Below are 16656 nucleotides of genomic sequence, written 5' to 3'. Positions count from 1 at the left end.
GAAGGAGAGACAACATGTCCGCAGTGAACGGAATCGGCTGGTTCCAGATCGGCACCGACCGGCCGGACGAGGCCGCACGCTTCTACGGCGGCCTCTTCGGGTGGACGTTCGACGACGCGGTGCCCGGTTACCGCATCATCAGCACCCCGGCCGAGGGCGGCATCCAGGGCGGGCTCGCGGACACCGGCGGGCAGGGCCCGAACCACGCCGTCTTCTCGGTGCTGGTCGCCGACACCGACGCCACCTGCCGCGCGGCCGAGGCGGCCGGCGGCAAGGTCCTGGTCCGGCGCACGTCGGCGGCCGGGATCGAGATCGCCCACCTGCTCGACCCGTCGGGCAACCAGTTCCAGGTCTTCACCCCACCGGCGAGCTGACGCCGGGTCAGGTCAGGCTCAGCGGGCGCAGCCGGTGCGGGATCCGCACACCGGCCTCGCTGAGCGATCGCGGTGGCGCCGGCTCACGGGTCGGCGTCACCGAGCTGATCCGGTCGGCCCGGAACACCCGCACCGACTCGCGCAGCCGGCACCAGGCGATCAGATACCACCGCTCGTTGACCCCGACATAGCCCAGCGGCTCGATGTCGCGCAGGGTCACCGCGCCGGCCTTGTCGGCATAGCCGATCCGCAGCACGCAGCCGACCGGCAGCGGGCCACCGGCCAGGCGGGGCAGGGTCATCGGCGTCGTGTCACCGGCCAGCTGGATGCGGGCGGCCAGGTCGTGCGCGGCCGCCACGTCCTCCGGGCGCATCGCGGCGAGCACCTTGCGCAGGGCACTGGCCGCGGGCTGCCGGAACGGGCTGCCGGCCATGCTGCGCAGGGCGAGCGCCATGGCCACCGCCTCCTCCGGCGTCAGGTTGACCGGCGGCAGGGTGTGCGCGCGATCCAGGCAGTAGCCACCGGTGCGGCCGGTCTCGGCCCAGATCGGGGTGCCGGACTGCTGCAGCGCGGAGATGTCACGCTCGACGGTCCGCACGCTGACCTCGAACCGCTCGGCCAGCCAGCGGGCACTGCGTGGCCGGGGAGCGATCGCCCTCAGCTCCTCGACGAGCGCATACAGCCGATCGGTTCGATTCACCCCACGAGCCTAAAGCGGGGGTACGACAGAACCGGCGCTGTCCTAGGCTGCGCCCCATGACGCAGCAGCCGTCCGCGGCCATCCGGGTCTCCACTCTGGAGCTGTTCTTCGACCTCGTCTTCGTCTTCACGGTCACCCAGCTCGCCGACGCCCTCGCGCACGATCTGTCCCCGGCCGGCCTGCTCGACGTGACGCTGATCCTCTTCGTGATCTGGTGGATGTATTCGGGTTACGCCTGGCTGACGAACGCCGTCGCGCCGACCACCACGACCCGGCGGACGCTGCTGCTCGCCGGGATGGCCGGTTTCCTGGTCATGGCGCTGGCGGTACCCGAGGCGTTCGGGGAGTACGGCTGGATCTTCGGGGCCAGCTACGTGGTGGTGAACGCCGTGCACCTGGTGCTGTTCCTGCAGGCCGGCCCGGCCGCCCGCCGGATGATGCGCGTCCTCGGTCCGCTCAACCTGCTGGCCGCCGTCCTGGTGCTCACCGGTGGTCTGCTGCCCGAGCCGTGGCGGCACCTGTGCTGGGCCGCGGCACCGCTGGTGCAGATCGTCGCGGGTTACGTGCACCCGGCCGAGATGCACTCGATCACCGCCGGCCACTTCGTCGAGCGGCACAGCCTCGTCATGATCATCGCGATCGGTGAGTCGATCATCGCGATCGGCCTGGGTTTCCGCGAGGTGCACCTGGACGGCGGGGCGATCCTGGTCGCCGTGCTGGCCCTGGGCATCGCCTACTACCTGTGGTGGTTCTACTTCGCCGGCGACGACAAGCGGGCCGAGCACGTGCTGGCCGGTGCGGCCGAACCGGCCCGGCGGGCCCGTCTCGCTCTGAACGGGTGGTATTACGCACACCTGCCGATGCTGCTCGGCATCGTCGTCGCGGCGGTCGGCATCAAGAAGACGGTGGGTCACGCCTTCGAGCCGCTGCACTGGGGGCCGGCGGTCGCGCTCTCCGGCGGCGTGGCCCTCTACCTCGTCGGCCACGCCGCCTTCCTGCGGCTGCTCGGGATTCCCGGTGCCGCGTACCGGCTGGCCGCGGCCGTGCTGGTGCTTGCGGTCGTACCGCTGGGACACCTGGTCGCGGTGGCCCAGCTCGCGGTGGTCCCGGTGATCCTGGCGGCCGGGGCGATCGCCGAGGACATGCCCCGGATCCGCCGGCTCGGGACCGCCGGCGCGATCGGCGACTTCGGTCGCGGCGCGTGAGCCGGGCGGGTCAGGAGATGCAGGCGCAGACGATCAGGGCCGCGCCGAAGTGGGAGGCGGCACTGACCAGGGCGCCCGGGTGCCGGTCCTGGGTGCAGATGACCTCGCCGAGCTTGCCCGGGGTCAGCCAGTCGAGCACCAGGAAGGCCAGGCCCATGATGGCGATGCCGATCAGGCCGAAGAGAGCGGTCGAGGCGAGCCCCTGGCCGAACGAGTCGTAGGTGGTGAAGATCGAGGTGAAGACGATCGCGGCGATGCCCAGCTGGTTGGCCGCCAGCAGCAGCGCCGCATTGGGGTTGCGCTCCACCCAGATCAGGTCCCGCAGCTTGCCGGGAGTGAGCACGTCGATCAGAACGAACCCGACAGCCATCAACCCGATGCCGATACCGCCGAACACTATGCTGCGCCCGGCACCCGCGAGCAGATCTTCCAGCACGACTTCTCCCTAGTCAGATGTGGTCCGCACAAGACCGTATCGGAGCGGATCTACCGAGTCGATCGGACGCCTGACGCCACGGTGACGTTTTTTCATCACCCGGCGCTGTACCAGGGGAGCCCGCATGCGGTGTGCGGGGCCGATGTGAGGCGCGGAGGTCGTTGGATGGTGGCACCGGAGGGCCTCGACGCCGTCGTGCAGGCGGCTCAGCGTGGTGACGAGGCGGCGTTCCGCCTTCTCTACCGCACCCAGCAGCCGGCCCTGCTGCGCTACCTGCGCGTGCTGGTCGCCGAGGACGCCGAGGACGTCGCCTCCGAGGCCTGGCTCCAGATCGCCCGCGACCTGCGGACCTTCTCCGGCGACTGGGACGGGTTCCGGGGCTGGACCGCCACCATCGCCCGGCACCGCGCCATGGACCTGCTGCGGGCCCAGCGCCGCCGGCCGCAGGCGAGCGCCCCGGTCGAATATCTGACCGAGCTGAGCGCCGCCGACGACACCGCCGACCGGGCCATGGAGCTGGTCACCACCGACGCGGCGTTGGCACTGATCGCGACGCTGCCGCCGGAGCAGGCCGAGGCGGTGATGCTGCGGGTGGTGGTCGGGCTGGACGCCAAGACCACCGGCAGGATCCTCGGGAGGCGGGCCGGCGCGGTCCGTACCGCCGCCTATCGCGGGCTCAAACAGCTCGCCGCGCGGCTGCCTCCGGAGGCACCGCAACGCCCGCCGGAACAGCACCGGCCGGTCTCCTGGACCGACCCGGTGACAACTTCGGCGACCGCGGCGCTGAAGGAGATGAGATGACCAGCCCCGAGGAGTGGAGCGAGATGGACCGGAGGACCGCCGACCGCCTGTTGCGCGGCGACCGGACCGGGCACCCGCTCGAGCCGGTGCTGGCGGCGGCGGCAGCGCCCGCCACGGCCCGCGAGCTGGCCGGGGAGGCCGACGTGATGGCGGCCTTCCGCGCCGCCGGGCTCGCCCCCGCGCCGCGACGGCGTTCCGGACTGCTCCGGTCGGCGGTGGCCCGGCTGCTCACCCTCAAGGTCGCGGTGGTCGCGCTCGGCACGTCGGCGACGATCGGCGGTGTGGCCCTGGCGGCGAACACGGGCGCCCTGCCGGGTCCGCTCGGCGACGACACCCCCACCGTCTCCACCCCGGCGAGCCGGACGGCCGCGGAGACGCCGAAGCAGGCGACCTCCACCGTGCCGCAGCCCGCCGCCACCCCCACGATCCACCCGGACCGGGTGAGCGAGCTCTGCCAGGAGTTCAACCTCCACGACCGGGACACCCGCACCCGTGCGCTCAACGACGGCCGCTTCGGCGAGCTGGTGAAACGGGCCGGCGAGAAGGACCGGGAGCGGGTCGAGCAGTTCTGCGGCAGCCGTCCCCGCAACAGCCCCGGCAGCAGCGCCTTCGGAAGCACGTCGAGCCCCCGCCCGGACTATCCGGGCAGTGGCTTCGAGGGTGACACCGGGGGCTCCGAGGGCGACAGGAACGACGAGCAGCGCCCGGACAGCGGCGGCCAGTGGTCGCCGAAACCACGGCCGAGCGCGAGCGCGAGCCCCAGCAACACACCGGGGCCGCGCAGATGAAGCCGGCACCCGGCGGACCGGATCTGGGGAACGGGCGGTCCGCCGGGTGCCTTTAGCGGTCGGTTGCCGGTTAGGGTCGCCCCCACCCAGCGCCCGGCAACCGCACCAGCCAGGCGGTGACGGCTCGGACACCGTCGCCGCCTGGCGCCGCACAGACGGAAAGGGCCTTCCCGATCACGGGAAGGCCCTTTCCGGTACGGCTGTTACAGCGCGCCGAGGTACCGCTGGCGCTCGTAGGGGGTGACCTCGCGGCGGAACTGCTCCCACTCGGCCCGTTTGTTGCGCAGGAAGAAATCGAAGACGTGCTCGCCCAGCACCTCGGCGATCAGCTCGGAGCCGGCCATCACGTCGATCGCCTCGGACAGGTTCTCCGGGAGCGCCTCGTAGCCGGCGGCCTTGCGCTCGGCCGGGGACAGCGACCACACGTCGTCCTCGGCGCCGGGGGGCAGCTCGTACCCCTCCTCGATGCCCTTCAGGCCGGCGCCGAGCATGACCGCGAAGGCCAGGTACGGGTTGGCGGCCGAGTCGATCGAGCGCACCTCGACGCGAGCCGAGTTGGGCTTGCCGAACGCCGGGACGCGGACCAGCGCCGACCGGTTGAGGTGGCCCCAGCTGACGAACGCCGGGGACTCGGTGATCCGGTCCGGCAACTGCAGCGGGAACAGCCGCTTGTACGAGTTGACCCACTGGTTGGTGACCGCCGTGTACTCCCGGGCGTGCACCAGCAGACCGGCGATGAACGACCGTGCCGTCTTCGACAGCTTCTGCGGGTCCTCGCTGTCGTAGAAGACGTTGCGCTCGCCCTCGAACAGCGACAGGTGGGTGTGCATGCCCGAGCCGGGCTGATCCGTATACGGCTTCGGCATGAAGGTGGCCTTGACGCCCTGGGAGAGCGCCACCTCCTTGACCACGTGCCGGAACGTCATGATGTTGTCGGCGGTGGTGAGGGCGTCGGCGTAGCGCAGGTCGATCTCCTGCTGGCCGGGCGCGACCTCGTGGTGGCTGAACTCGACCGAGATGCCGATCCGCTCCAGGGCGAGCACGGCCTGGCGACGGAAGTCACGGGCCACCGCGTGGGTGGTGTGGTCGAAGTAACCGCCGGTGTCGACCGGGATCGGCACGGACCCGTCGTTGGCCCCGTCCTGGATCAGGAAGAACTCGACCTCGGGGTGGGTGTAGAAGGTGAAGCCCTTCTCGGCGGCCTTGGCGAGGGCGCGGCGCAGCACGTGGCGCGGGTCGGCCCAGGCGGCACTGCCGTCGGGCAGCAGGATGTCGCAGAACATCCGGGCGCTCTCACCGGAGACACCGCCCTCGAACGGGAAGACCTGGAACGTGGTGGGGTCGGGCATGGCCACCATGTCCGACTCGTAGACCCGGGCGAAGCCCTCGATCGCCGAGCCGTCGATGCCGATGCCCTCCTCGAAGGCGGACTCCAGCTCGGCCGGAGCCACGGACACGCTCTTCAGCGTGCCCAGCACGTCGGTGAACCAGAGGCGGACAAAACGGATGTCGCGCTCCTCGAGCGTGCGAAGCACGAACTCCTGCTGTCGGTCCACTGCCACCCCTCGTTCGGAGGTCTACCTATCGAGCCGAGACTACGCTGACCATCACCTGTGACGTCGGCCCGGGTCGGGATCCGAAGACCCGGCTTGGGGGAACAATGAGGGGCATGCCCACGTTGCGGATCGCTCTCGCTCAGGTGAACTCGACAGTCGGTGACATTCGCGGCAACGCGGCGTCGGTCCGGCGCTGGTCCCGGGAGGCGGCGGACGCCGGCGCGCATCTGGTCGCCTTCCCCGAGATGATGCTGACCGGCTATCCGATCGAGGACCTCGTCTTCCGCAACTCGTTCGTCGAGGCGTCCCGGCAGGCGCTCCGGGCGCTCGCCGCCGACCTGGCCGCCGACGGCCTGGGCGAGCTGGCCGTCGTGGTCGGTTACGTGGACGCCGACGGCCCGCCGGCGATCAGCTCCGACGCGGTCCCCGGCAGCGGCCGGCGCGACGCGTCCGCGCTGCTGCACCGGGGCGAGGTGGTCGCCACCTACTACAAGCACCACCTGCCCAACTACGGCGTCTTCGACGAGGACCGCTACTTCGAGCCCGGTGACACGCTGACCGTGGTCCGGCTCGGCGGGGTCGACGTGGCGCTCACCGTCTGCGAGGACATCTGGCAGGCCGGTGGGCCGTTCACCGCCGCCCGGCAGGCCGGGGTGGGCCTGGTGGTCAACATCAACGCGTCGCCGTACGAGTTGAACAAGGACGATGTGCGGCTGGCGCTCGTCCAGCGGCGGGCCGTGGAGGCGGGGGCCGCCGTGGCGTTCGTCAACATGGTCGGCGGGCAGGACGAGCTGGTCTTCGACGGCGACTCGATGATCGTCTCGGAGACCGGGGAACTGCTCGCCCGCACCGCGCAGTTCAGCGAGGAGCTGCTCGTACACGATCTCGAACTCGATCTGAAGGAACCGGCGGACGGGCCCACGGCACTCGCGATCGACCGGGTGGCGACCGACGTCGTCCTGACCCCGCCCGCCGACGTCCGGAAAGCCGGCATCGCCGAGCGCGCCGAGGACGCCGCGGAGATCTGGTCCGCCCTGGTCCTGGGCCTGCGCGACTATGTGGACAAGAACCGGTTCCGCTCGGTGGTCTTCGGCCTGTCCGGCGGCATCGACTCGGCGGTGGTCGCCGCGATCGCCGTCGACGCCCTCGGCCCGGAGCGGGTGGTCGGCGTCTCGCTGCCCAGCGGCTACTCCTCCGACCACTCCAAGGACGACGCCGCCGACCTGGCCAAGCGCACCGGCCTCGACTACCGCACCGAGCCGATCCAGGCGATGGTCGACGCGTTCCTGGCGAACATGTCGCTGTCCGGCCTGGCCGTGGAGAACCTGCAGGCCCGGGTCCGCGGCGTGATCCTGATGGCGCTCTCCAACCAGGAGGGGCACCTGGTCCTGACCACCGGAAACAAGAGCGAGCTGGCGGTCGGCTACTCGACGCTCTACGGCGATTCGGTCGGCGGGTTCAATCCGCTCAAGGACGTGCCGAAGACCATGGTGTGGCAGCTCGCACGGTGGCGGAACACGCAGCCCGGCACGCCCCCGATCCCGGAGAACTCGATCACCAAGGCACCCAGCGCCGAGCTGCGCCCGGATCAGAAGGACTCGGACTCGCTGCCCGACTACGAGATCCTCGACCCGATCATCAAGGGCTACGTCGACCAGGACCTCGGTCGCGACGAGCTGATCGCGGCCGGCAACGACCCGGAGCTGGTGGACCGTACCCTCCGCATGATCGACCTGGCCGAGTACAAGCGGCGTCAGTCGGCCCCCGGCACCAAGATCTCCGGCAAGGCGTTCGGCCGTGATCGTCGTCTCCCTATTACCAACCTGTTTCGTGAGGGTGTTTGAAAGCCCGGATAACGGTGCGACGATGTGCGGACCCGGGGACCGCACTCGCGCGGCCTCGAGGGAGGAGAAGCACCATGTCTGAGATCCCCACCCTGTACGGTGGCCCGCCGACCCGCCGGGTCCGCACCCGTGACCTGCTCAACGCCAAGGTCCGCGGCGACCGCTGGCCGATGCTCACGTCCTACGACATGTACACGGCGCAGATCTTCGACCAGTCCGGCGTGCCGGTGCTGCTGGTCGGCGACTCGGCCGCCAACAACGTCTACGGCTACGAGACCACCGTCCCGGTCACCGTCGACGAGCTGTTGCCGCTGGTCCGCGCGGTGGTCCGGGCGACGAAGACCGCGCTGATCGTCGGTGACCTGCCGTTCGGCAGCTACGAGGAGGGCCCGACCCAGGCGCTGCGCACCGCCGTCCGGTTCATGAAGGAGGGCGGCTGCCACGCGGTCAAGCTCGAGGGCGGCCGCCGGATGGCACCGCAGATCGAGGCGATCACCGGCGCCGGCATCCCGGTGATGGGGCACGTCGGTTTCACGCCGCAGCGCGAGCACGCGATCGGCGGCTACCGCGTCCAGGGCCGGGAGAACGAGGGTGCCGAGGTCATCTCGGACGCCCGGGCGGTCGCCGACGCGGGCGCGTTCGCCGTGGTGCTGGAGATGGTCCCCGGCGAGGTCTCCAAACAGATCACCAAGGAGCTGCCGATCCCCACCGTCGGCATCGGCGCCGGCCCCGACACCGACGCCCAGGTCCTGGTCTGGCAGGACATGGCCGGGCTGCGCACCGGCAAGGCGCCGCGCTTCGTGAAGCGTTACGCCGACCTGTCCGGCGCCCTCACCGAGGCGACGCGACAATTCGCCGACGAGGTCCGCAACGGCGAGTTCCCCGCCGCGGAGCACACCTTCTAAACCCTTCATCCGGTACGGGGTCCGCACCTCCCGACCACAGCGGACCCCGTCCCGCCCTGCCGCCTCCGTCCCGCGCGGCCACGACCCTCGCCCGGACGACTGCGCCCATCCGATTTCCACCCGGTCCCGCGGGCGGCATCCGCCCGCTTCCCGGACCGCGCCTCGCTCAGGCCGGACCGTCCGCCGTCAGCCGGACCGCGCCTCGCTCAGGCCGGACCGTCCGCCGTCAGCCGGACCGCGCCTTGCTCAGGCCGGCTCGAACCGGACCGTCCGCCGTCAACCGGACCGCGCCTCGCTCAGGCCCGCTCGAACCGGACCGTCCGGCTCACCGGGTCGGCCGCCGTCAGGCGGACCGGAACCCGCTCCCCCAGCGGCAGGTCACCGAGGCACTTGGCTCGCACCGCCGGCTCGTCCAGGGCGATGGTCCCGCCGGCCGGCCGCTTACCGTTCGCCTCGTCCCGGTCCAGCACCGCCGCCTCGAACACCTCACCGACCCGCCCCTGCAGCAGCACCGCCTCGGCCAGGTCGATGGCCCCGCGGTCGGCGGCCCCCGCAACCCGGTCGGTCGTCGACATCGCCCTGGGCAGCCGGGGCAGAGCGTCCACGACCCACCCGGGAACCGCCCGCCCCTCGGTCACCGCCAGGCAGACCTCCGTCGCATACCGGTCGGCGAGCCGCCGCAGAGGTGCCGTGACATGCGCATACGGCGCCCCGACGCCACCGTGCCCAGCATCCGCCGGCACTCCCAGGATCTCGGCCCCACCCTCCGGCCGCCCGGCCGGACCGCTCCCGGCCCGGCCGCCGGCCACCGCCGATCCGGAGTCGCCGCCACGGCCCGGCGCGACCGGGGCAGCCACACCGAACGCGGTGTAGGCCGCGCCGCGCAGCAACTCGGCGGCCTGGCCGAGGAAGGCCGCGCCACGGGGATCCGCCGGGTCGACGGCGGCGATGACCGTGCCGACGCGGGCGCCGTCCGGCCAGACGATACCCAGCGGACCGGCGGCGGCCCGCAGCTTCTCGACCGCCTCCGGCTTGGGTGACGGCATGGTCCGCAGGAGCCCGATCCCGGCACCCAGCATGATCCGCGCCGCGGCCATGCCGGTGAGCAGCGAGATCTGCGCGTTGTGCTCCTCGACCGGCAGCGGCGCCCGCAGCACCAGCCGCCAGCCGTCACTGCCCCGCTCGACCTCCTGCGACGGCAGCGGAAGGTTCACCGCACCCCGGTCAGCGGCCCGCCGCGCGAGGATCCCGCCGATCTCCGGCAGCAGCGTCAGCATCTCCGGCGCCGTCCCCGCGTCGATCTGCCGCTGCACACCCGCATAATCCAGTTTCGCCCGGCTGCGAACCCGCGCCCGCTCGACACCGACGGCCACGGTCTCCCCGTCACCGTCCAGATCGATCGTCCACACGACAGCGGCCCGATCGCCGCCCGGCAGCAGGCTGACCGCATCCTCGCTCAGCACCGGCGGATGCAACGGAACCCGCCCGTCCGGCAGATAGACGGTCTGGCCCCGGACCCAGCTCTCCGCCTCCAACGGCCCACCCGGCCGCACATAGGAGGCGACGTCAGCGATCGCATAGTGCACCCGATAGCCGCCACCGGACCGCCGGCTCAGATGCATGGCCTGGTCGAGATCCCTGGACGACGCCGGATCGATCGTCACGAACTCGATGCCACCACGATCCGCCCGGGGCATCGAAGTATCCCGGGCCGCCTCCGCCGCCTCGGCGAGCACCGCCTCCGGAAACTCGTCCGGCAATCCCAGCTCCCGCCGCAGCCCCGAGAAGTCGATCTGCGGCGCCACCACCCGTTTGATCGGCACGGGTCATTCCTACCAGCCGTAACGACGACGAGCGCGCTGCCGGGGTGTCCCCACCCACGACAGCGCGCTCACGATCCGCCGATCAGCGCCGGCGCCCCACCGAGCGCGAAGCCTGCACCGGCTCACCGCGGGGCGTGTTGCGTGCGGTTCGAGCACTTCCCGGCGTACGCCCAGAGGTCCCCGAATTGACCCCCGAACTCCGCGAAGCCCGAGTCGCCTTGGCCGCGTTCCCGCCCGCTTTCGCCGCGTTCCCGCTCGCCGCGGCAGACTTCCCGGCCGTGGTAGCGGTGCTGCCGGCCTTCTTGGCCGCGTTCCCGCCCGCCTTGGCCGTCGTGACCTTGCCCGCGACAGCCTTGCCCGCCGCGTTCAGGTTCCCCGCCTTTGCCCCGATCGCCTTTGCGCCGGTCGCCTTTGCGCCGGTCGCCTTTGCCCCGGTCGCCTTGGCAGCAGCCACCTTGGGCCCGGTCGTCTTGACGCTCGCCGCCGTGGCCTGCACACCCGTGGCCTTCGTGCCCGCGGCCTTCGTTGCTGCCGCCTTACCTCCCGCTGCCTTCGTCGCCCCAGCAGAGGCCGCCTTCGTTCCAGACGCCGTGCGCGCCTTCGCCGCGGGCGTCGCCTTCCCGGCAGCTGCCCTACCCGCCGTCGCCTTGGTCCCGCTCGCCTTAGCCGCAGTTACCTTGGCTGCCGTCGCCTTGGCCGCAGTCGCCTTAGCCGCAGTCGCCTTAGCCGCAGTCGCCTTGGTCCCGCTCGCCTTAGCCACAGTTGCCTTGGCTGCGGTCGCCTTGGTCGCGGTCGCCTTGGCTGCGGTCGCCTTAACCGCAGTCGCCTTGGTCGCAGTGGCCTTGGCCCCGGCTGCCCTGGTTCCAGGCGCCTTCGCGGCCGTCGCCTGAGACCCGGTCGTCTTAGCCGCAGCCGCCTTTGCCGTCGTGGCCTTCGCACCGGCGGTCCTGGCGCCTGTCGCCTTGGCCGCAGCCTTCGCGGGCGCGACCTTGGTAGCCGCAGCCGCCTTACTCGGCGCGACCGACTTCCCGGCGGCCCTGGCCGTAGTGGACTTCACGGGCGCGGCCTTCGCGGCGGTCTTCTTCGCCGCCACGCCTCCCCGCGGGGTAGCCCCGGCAACCTTGGCCGCAGCCTTCTTGGCAGCGGTCGTCTTAACCGCGGCAGCCCCTGTCGCCTTAGCCACGGCTTTCTTGGCCGGAGTCCCCTTGGCGGCCGTCGCCTTAGCCGGAGTCCCCTTGGCGGCCGTCGCCTTGGCCGGAGTCACCCTGGCCGGACTCGCGCCCGTAGCCTTCGTCCCGGTCGACTTGACGGCAGCCACCTTCGCCGCGGTCTTCTTCGCTGCGGCAGTCTTGGCCGCCGAAGCCGGAGTCCCCGGAGCGGCTGCTCTCTTCGCCGCCACCTTCGTCCCGGCTGCCTTCGCGGCGGTCCTCGCCGCCGCAGTCTTGGATACCGCCGTACCGGCAGCCGCCTTCTTGGCACCTGCGGCCCTGGCCCCAGCCGGGGTACCAGCACCCGTGGCTGCACCAGCCATCACTTTCGCACCCGTGGCCTTGGCCCCAGCAGCCTTACTGGCCGTCGCCTTGGTCCCAGCGGCCTTAGCCGCAGTCGCCTTAGCCGCAGTCGCCTTGGTTGCAGTCGCCTTGGTTGCAGTCGCCTTGGCCGGAGTCGTCCCCGCCTTGGTCGCCTTTCCACCGGCGGCCCTGGCAACGGTCGCCTTTCCCGTCGCCTTCCCGGCGCCCCCAGCCGACCTGGTCCCCGCAGCCTTCGCCGCCGTTGAACCGGTGGCCTTCGTCGCCCGGGCACCGGTCGCCTTGCCCGCGGCCGTAGCCGCCGTGCCACCGGTGGCCTTCGCTGCCGTCCCACTGCCGGCAGCCCTGGTCCCGGTCGCCTTCGCCCTGGTGGTGGTGGCTTCGGTCCCGGCCGCCTTCGCCGCGGTCGACTTCGTACCGGCGGCCTTCGACGCGGTCATCCGGGTCCCGGCCGTCTTCCCTCCGGCCGTCCGGCCCGCGGTGCTCCCGACCGCCTTGACCGCCTTCTCCCCGGTAGCGGCCCCGACAGCGGCGGTTCCAGCGGTCGTACCGACGGCTTTGGTCCCGGCTGTCCTGGTCGCGCTCCGGGCAGCCTTCGCCGCCGGGCGCCCCGTCTGCACGGATGTCTCCTCGGCGACCGTGGCGGAGGTACCGTCGGTCCGAGCGGTACCGCGACGCGAACCCGTGGTCTTGATCGCCGTCGCCGCCGCACCGGCTGCCTTGGCCGCCGTCCTCGCGGCTCCGGCTGCCTTGCCGGCTGCGGTCTTGGCCGTCGTGCCCCGAGCCGGTGCCCGCTTCGTGGCCCCACTCCCGGCGGCGGCGTCCGACGCGGCCCGGCTTCCGGCGCTCCTGGAGGTACCGGCCCGGGGAGCCGTCACCTCGTCGAGCTCGTCCGCCTCGTCCTCCGCGAACTCCTCGTCGATCTCCCCGGAAGAACCACCGACCAGCGCGGGTACGACCTCCGCGTCGAAGCCCTCATCCTCCGCGGCCTCCTCGTCGTCGTACTCCTCGTCCTCTTCGTCGGCGTCCTCGTCCTCGTCGAGTTCGTTGGCCTCGAGTCCGTCGGCCTCGACTTCGTCGTCGAGGTCCGCGCCCTCCCCGAACGGGCGAAGCACCGCACCACCGATCGGCTCGTCCTCGCCGGCCGCGACCGCGACCGGGGACTCGTCGTCCTCGGTGTCGTCGTCCGAGTCGAGTTCACGTCCGTCAGCACTGGAGACCCGCGCGAGCGTGGACACCCATCCGGATTCGACAGCGTCGGCCGGGCCGGTGTACTCGGAAAGGCTCTCGTCCTCGTCGTCGTCAGGTTCGGCTTCGTCCGAGCCGGCTGCGAGCGCCTCCAGGTCGGGCCGGTCCGCTCCCCACTGGTCGGAGTCCTCGTCCGGCAGGACCGGTCCACGATGCGGCGGGAACCATCCACCCACGAACGACACGTTCGGGCCGGACGCCGTGTCGACCGCGTCCTCTTCGACGTCGCCCTGCGGGCCGGAGGCCACCTGGTCCGGGCGCATCCGCCCGGCGAGGTAGGCGGATTCCCGCTCGTCGCCGTCGTCGTCCCAGCTGTCGCCGGTGAGCACGGTCACCCGGTTCTTCGGCTGGTTACCCATGGCCGCGGCGACCTTCCGGGAACCACCGGCCCGCCGCTGAACGGCCGGACCGGCCTTGGACCCGATCGGTACGGTCACGCCGCCGACGCTCCGGCCGGATCCCTTCACCGCGCTCTTACCGGCGGCAGCCCGCCCACCAGCGGCAGTCCCGGTCGTGCGGTCGCCACCGGCCTTCCCCGCGGGGGTCTTCCCCCGCCCTGCGATGTCCTTACCCGCCGTGGTCCTGGTCCCGGAAGCCGGTTTGCCTGCGACAGCCCGGCCGGCGCCGGCCCCGTTCGCCGCGGACGCGCGAGCCGACACGGCCCGAGCCGTCTTTCCGGCCGCCGCCACCGTTCGCCCGGCAGGCTTCTTGGCGGCGGCCACCTCGACGGCAGCCTTCCCACCGACTCGCTGCGCGGCGGCCTTGCCCGTTCGGGTGTTCGATGCGGTCCCCACCTTCGTGGCGTTCCCCGGCCTCGATGCGGGAACGGCCTTGGATGCAGCCTTTCCCCTGCCGGCAGAAACGCCCTTGGCAGCGGGAGCGGTCTTGGATCCGGCCGCGGTCCTGGCCTCGGGAGCGGCCTTAACGCTGGGAACGGCCTTGGCGCTGGGAACGGCCTTAACGCTGGAAGCGGCCTTAACGCTGGAAGCGGCCTTAACGCTGGAAGCGGCCTTAACGCTGGAAGCGGCCTTGGCAGCGCCCGCGACCTTCGCCGTGGAGACGATCTTGGAGGCGGCCGTGGGTTTGGCGGCGGCCACGACCCGGTGCGTGTTCGTCCTACCGGCGCCCTTTGCGCTGAGGGGCTCATTGCCGGTAGCAGCGCGGCTTCCGGCTTTCCGGCCCGCTGGAATCTTGACTTCGATCGGCTCGGACGCGGGCCGCTGCGCCACCGGTCGCCGCGCCGTCGGCCCGCCGACCGTGCCCTTCCCCGCGGAGACGGCTCCGGGCGAAACCTTCCCGGTCGAAACCTTCCCGGCTAGAGCCTTCCCCGCCAGGGGCTTGACGGCCAGGGGCCTGACGGGCGCTGGCTTGACGGGCGCTGGCTTGACGGGCGCTGGCTTGACGGGCGATGGCTTGACGGGCGATGGCTTGACGGCTGCGGTCGTCCGAGGCGTGGCCTTCCCGGTCACGGTGCTGCTGGAATTCGAGGCCCGCGCCGCCGGGGTCGCCGGCCTCGGCGCGGTCCGTCCGACCGAAGCCGCCGACTTCGAACCGGACCTGGTGGCGACAACCGCACCCGTCTTGGCGGCTCGCGTTCCGGCACCGGAGTTCGCGCCAGCGGAACCTCTTTTGGCGGAAACGGTCACCACGTCAGCTGCGGACCTGTTCCGTTTCCCGGCGGACGACGCAACCGGCGACGCGTTCGTCCGTGCGGCACGGCTCGCTACGGGTGCCGACTTCGCATCGTTCCCGGAGGCACGCGCCGAACCAGCGTTCCGAGGCTTGACGATGACCGCCGCCGGCGCCTTACGGCCAGGGGAAGCGGTCGCGGCCTGCTTCTTCACCGACGCGGCAACCTTCGCCACCGGCGCGACCACAGCCTTGCGGCCGGCCGCCGGAGTCGTCGTGCCCGGTTGCCCGACGGTCTGCTTGCCCACGGTCTGCTTGCCCACGGCCTGCTTCACGGCCGGCATGTCAGCGGCTTGCTTCAGGATCGGGCTGCCAGCGGCCTGTTTGCCTACGGTCGGCTTCACCACCGGCCTGCCGGCGACCTCTTTCCCAGAGGCGGCCTTCAACGCCGGCTTCCCCGCGGCTTGCTTGAGAGCTGGCTTGCCAGCGGCCAGCGACTTGGCGGTCTGCCTGACCGTTGCCGGCCCGCCAGCCTTCCCCACGGTCGCCGCAGACTTGGCCGACGCGGCAGAACGCGCAGACGGCGCGGCAGAACGCGCAGTCGGCGCGGCAGAACGCGGAGCAGCCGACGACGCCTTTCCCGCGACACCCGAACGTGCGGCCGGCGCGGCGGAGCGCGAGCCAGCCGAAGCCTTATCCGCTCGGACCGAACGTGCACCCGACGCGGCCGAACGGGTGCCGGCCGAGGCCTTCCTTGCCGCAGCCGACGTGGCGGAACGCAAGGCAGCCGAAGCCTTCCCCGCCGCAGCCGACGTGGCGGAACGCGAGCCGGCGGCGGCCTTACCCGCCGCGGCCGAACGTGCGGCGGCCGACGTGGACAGGCCCTTCGCCGCTGGACTCTTCGCCGAGGGTGCGGCGCCGGCCTTGGCCGGGCGGGACTTCGCAGCGGCAGCGCCGGCACGGGTGGCAGCGGCAGCGCGCGTGGTGGCTGGGGTGGCGGCCGAGGTGGGGGTGGCGGCGGTCGTGCGGTTGCCCGTACCGGTTGGGGTGGTTCTGGGTCGGGGGCCCGCGCCTGAGGCAGCGGGCCTGGTCGAGGCCTTTTTGGCAGCGGGCATCGAGGTGTTCCTCCTTGCGAATGACTGCGGGCACGTCCGCGCCGGGAGACACGCGGCTCCGGCTCGGTCGGCCGGAGCGGCGGATTACGTCAGCTGGCTTCCCCTGTCCAGCGGGCGTCCTCGGCATCCCACTCGGCATTGCGCTTCTCGACGGTCTCGAGTGCCCGCGTCGCGTCGTCTGCCGTGCCGTAGGGACCGAGCCGGTATTGAGCTGGGCACACGTCGTCGCCGCTCTCCACCCGGTGGTCGCGGAGGCACCAGAAATAGCCCGCCCCGCCCAGCCCACTGTCGTTCATTCCATCACTGTGCCGCCAAAATCGGCCAAGCGCTACCGATTCGGGCAAAAAGTCCTAAATTCCCATTGTTAAGCTGAACAAAAAGGACGTCAACTCGGGTAAACCGGTCATCAAGTAACAAATCCGGCACTTCTTCGCCAACCGCTGGGTTGCGGCAAGTCGCCGACGACTATCCACGCAAGTTGCGTCGACGCGCCCAGCAAGTTGCGGCGACGCGTCCGGCAAGAGGCGGCGACGCGTCCGGCAAGAGGCGGCGACGCGTCCGGCAAGAGGCGGTCACGCTCCCCAGCAAGAGGCGGGCACGCCTCCGGAGCACAGGGCAGTGAGGCCCGCGCACGAGGCCGTGAAGCCTACGCACGAGGCACTGAGGCCCACGCGAGACAGCGATGCGGCCCACGCGGGACAGT

Annotated in this window: 12 protein-coding genes; 6 read left to right on the top strand and 6 right to left on the bottom strand. The window is 71.8% G+C overall.

What is annotated here, in order from left to right; all coding sequences use genetic code 11:
* Nucleotides 1-14: 14 nt before the first annotated feature.
* Nucleotides 15-374 (top strand): VOC family protein, encoded by a 360-nt coding sequence (locus ACFO0C_RS03860; protein ID WP_378065090.1) that lies wholly within the window; start codon nt 15-17, stop codon nt 372-374.
* Between the two features lie 7 nt (nt 375-381).
* Here ACFO0C_RS03860 and ACFO0C_RS03855 read toward each other — a convergent pair whose 3' ends face one another.
* Nucleotides 382-1074 (bottom strand): helix-turn-helix transcriptional regulator, encoded by a 693-nt coding sequence (locus tag ACFO0C_RS03855; RefSeq protein WP_378065089.1) that lies wholly within the window; start codon nt 1072-1074, stop codon nt 382-384.
* A gap of 56 nt (nt 1075-1130) precedes the next feature.
* Here ACFO0C_RS03855 and ACFO0C_RS03850 point away from each other — a divergent pair, with 56 nt between their 5' ends.
* The gene (locus tag ACFO0C_RS03850; RefSeq protein ID WP_378065088.1) at nt 1131-2279 is read left to right on the top strand and encodes a low temperature requirement protein A; all 1149 of its coding nucleotides are present in this window, start codon (nt 1131-1133) and stop codon (nt 2277-2279) included.
* Nucleotides 2280-2289: 10 nt separating this feature from the next.
* On the opposite strand, the gene ACFO0C_RS03845 is transcribed toward ACFO0C_RS03850, so the two are convergent.
* A complete protein-coding gene (locus tag ACFO0C_RS03845; protein ID WP_378065087.1) occupies nt 2290-2715 on the bottom strand; it encodes a DUF350 domain-containing protein in 426 nt (141 codons plus the stop codon).
* A 165-nt stretch (nt 2716-2880) separates the two neighbouring features.
* Between ACFO0C_RS03845 and ACFO0C_RS03840 the strand changes: the two genes are divergently transcribed.
* Both ACFO0C_RS03840 and ACFO0C_RS03835 read left to right on the top strand, forming a co-directional pair.
* Nucleotides 2881-3516 carry an RNA polymerase sigma factor gene (locus tag ACFO0C_RS03840; RefSeq protein ID WP_378065086.1) on the top strand — a complete coding sequence of 212 codons (636 nt, stop codon included), beginning with the start codon at nt 2881-2883 and terminating at the stop codon, nt 3514-3516.
* The gene (locus ACFO0C_RS03835) at nt 3513-4304 is read left to right on the top strand and encodes a hypothetical protein (RefSeq protein ID WP_378065085.1); all 792 of its coding nucleotides are present in this window, start codon (nt 3513-3515) and stop codon (nt 4302-4304) included. Before ACFO0C_RS03840 ends, ACFO0C_RS03835 begins: the two co-directional genes overlap by 4 nt.
* A 203-nt stretch (nt 4305-4507) precedes the next feature.
* On the opposite strand, the gene glnA is transcribed toward ACFO0C_RS03835, so the two are convergent.
* Complete coding sequence (gene glnA, locus ACFO0C_RS03830) at nt 4508-5860, bottom strand: type I glutamate--ammonia ligase (protein ID WP_378065084.1); 1353 nt, start codon at nt 5858-5860, stop codon at nt 4508-4510.
* Nucleotides 5861-5973: 113 nt separating this feature from the next.
* Here glnA and ACFO0C_RS03825 point away from each other — a divergent pair, with 113 nt between their 5' ends.
* Together ACFO0C_RS03825 and panB are read left to right on the top strand one after the other, a co-directional pair.
* Nucleotides 5974-7704: an NAD+ synthase gene (locus ACFO0C_RS03825; RefSeq protein WP_378065083.1), complete on the top strand. Its 1731-nt coding sequence runs from the start codon at nt 5974-5976 to the stop codon at nt 7702-7704.
* Between the two features lie 74 nt (nt 7705-7778).
* Nucleotides 7779-8609, top strand: coding sequence for a 3-methyl-2-oxobutanoate hydroxymethyltransferase (panB, locus tag ACFO0C_RS03820; protein ID WP_378065082.1), 831 nt, complete (start codon nt 7779-7781; stop codon nt 8607-8609).
* A gap of 296 nt (nt 8610-8905) precedes the next feature.
* Here the strand turns inward: panB and ACFO0C_RS03815 are convergent, their stop codons facing one another.
* From ACFO0C_RS03815 to ACFO0C_RS03805, 3 genes are all read right to left on the bottom strand, one after another.
* On the bottom strand, nt 8906-10432 hold the full coding sequence (locus tag ACFO0C_RS03815; RefSeq protein ID WP_378065081.1) for an RNB domain-containing ribonuclease: 1527 nt from the start codon (nt 10430-10432) through the stop codon (nt 8906-8908).
* 82 nt (nt 10433-10514) lie between these two features.
* Nucleotides 10515-15380: a hypothetical protein gene (locus ACFO0C_RS03810; RefSeq protein WP_378065080.1), complete on the bottom strand. Its 4866-nt coding sequence runs from the start codon at nt 15378-15380 to the stop codon at nt 10515-10517.
* Between the two features lie 662 nt (nt 15381-16042).
* On the bottom strand, nt 16043-16249 hold the full coding sequence (locus ACFO0C_RS03805) for a hypothetical protein (RefSeq protein WP_378065079.1): 207 nt from the start codon (nt 16247-16249) through the stop codon (nt 16043-16045).
* Nucleotides 16250-16656: the final 407 nt, after the last annotated feature.

Origin of the sequence: Actinoplanes subglobosus (assembly GCF_042650585.1) — a bacterium.
Classification (GTDB): domain Bacteria; phylum Actinomycetota; class Actinomycetes; order Mycobacteriales; family Micromonosporaceae; genus Actinoplanes; species Actinoplanes subglobosus.
Note: the sequence above shows the minus strand (reverse complement) of the source record. Positions and strands in the feature narration are given on the sequence as shown.

Excerpts from the sequence above, each read along its gene's own strand:
- ACFO0C_RS03860 (WP_378065090.1), top strand. The coding sequence starts at position 15 with ATGTCCGCAGTGAACGGAATCGGCTGGTTCCAGATCGGCACCGACCGG.
- ACFO0C_RS03825 (WP_378065083.1), top strand. The coding sequence starts at position 5,974 with ATGCCCACGTTGCGGATCGCTCTCGCTCAGGTGAACTCGACAGTCGGT.
- ACFO0C_RS03840 (WP_378065086.1), top strand. The coding sequence starts at position 2,881 with ATGGTGGCACCGGAGGGCCTCGACGCCGTCGTGCAGGCGGCTCAGCGT.
- ACFO0C_RS03850 (WP_378065088.1), top strand. The coding sequence starts at position 1,131 with ATGACGCAGCAGCCGTCCGCGGCCATCCGGGTCTCCACTCTGGAGCTG.
- ACFO0C_RS03835 (WP_378065085.1), top strand. The coding sequence starts at position 3,513 with ATGACCAGCCCCGAGGAGTGGAGCGAGATGGACCGGAGGACCGCCGAC.
- ACFO0C_RS03805 (WP_378065079.1), bottom strand. The coding sequence starts at position 16,249 with ATGAACGACAGTGGGCTGGGCGGGGCGGGCTATTTCTGGTGCCTCCGC.
- panB (WP_378065082.1), top strand. The coding sequence starts at position 7,779 with ATGTCTGAGATCCCCACCCTGTACGGTGGCCCGCCGACCCGCCGGGTC.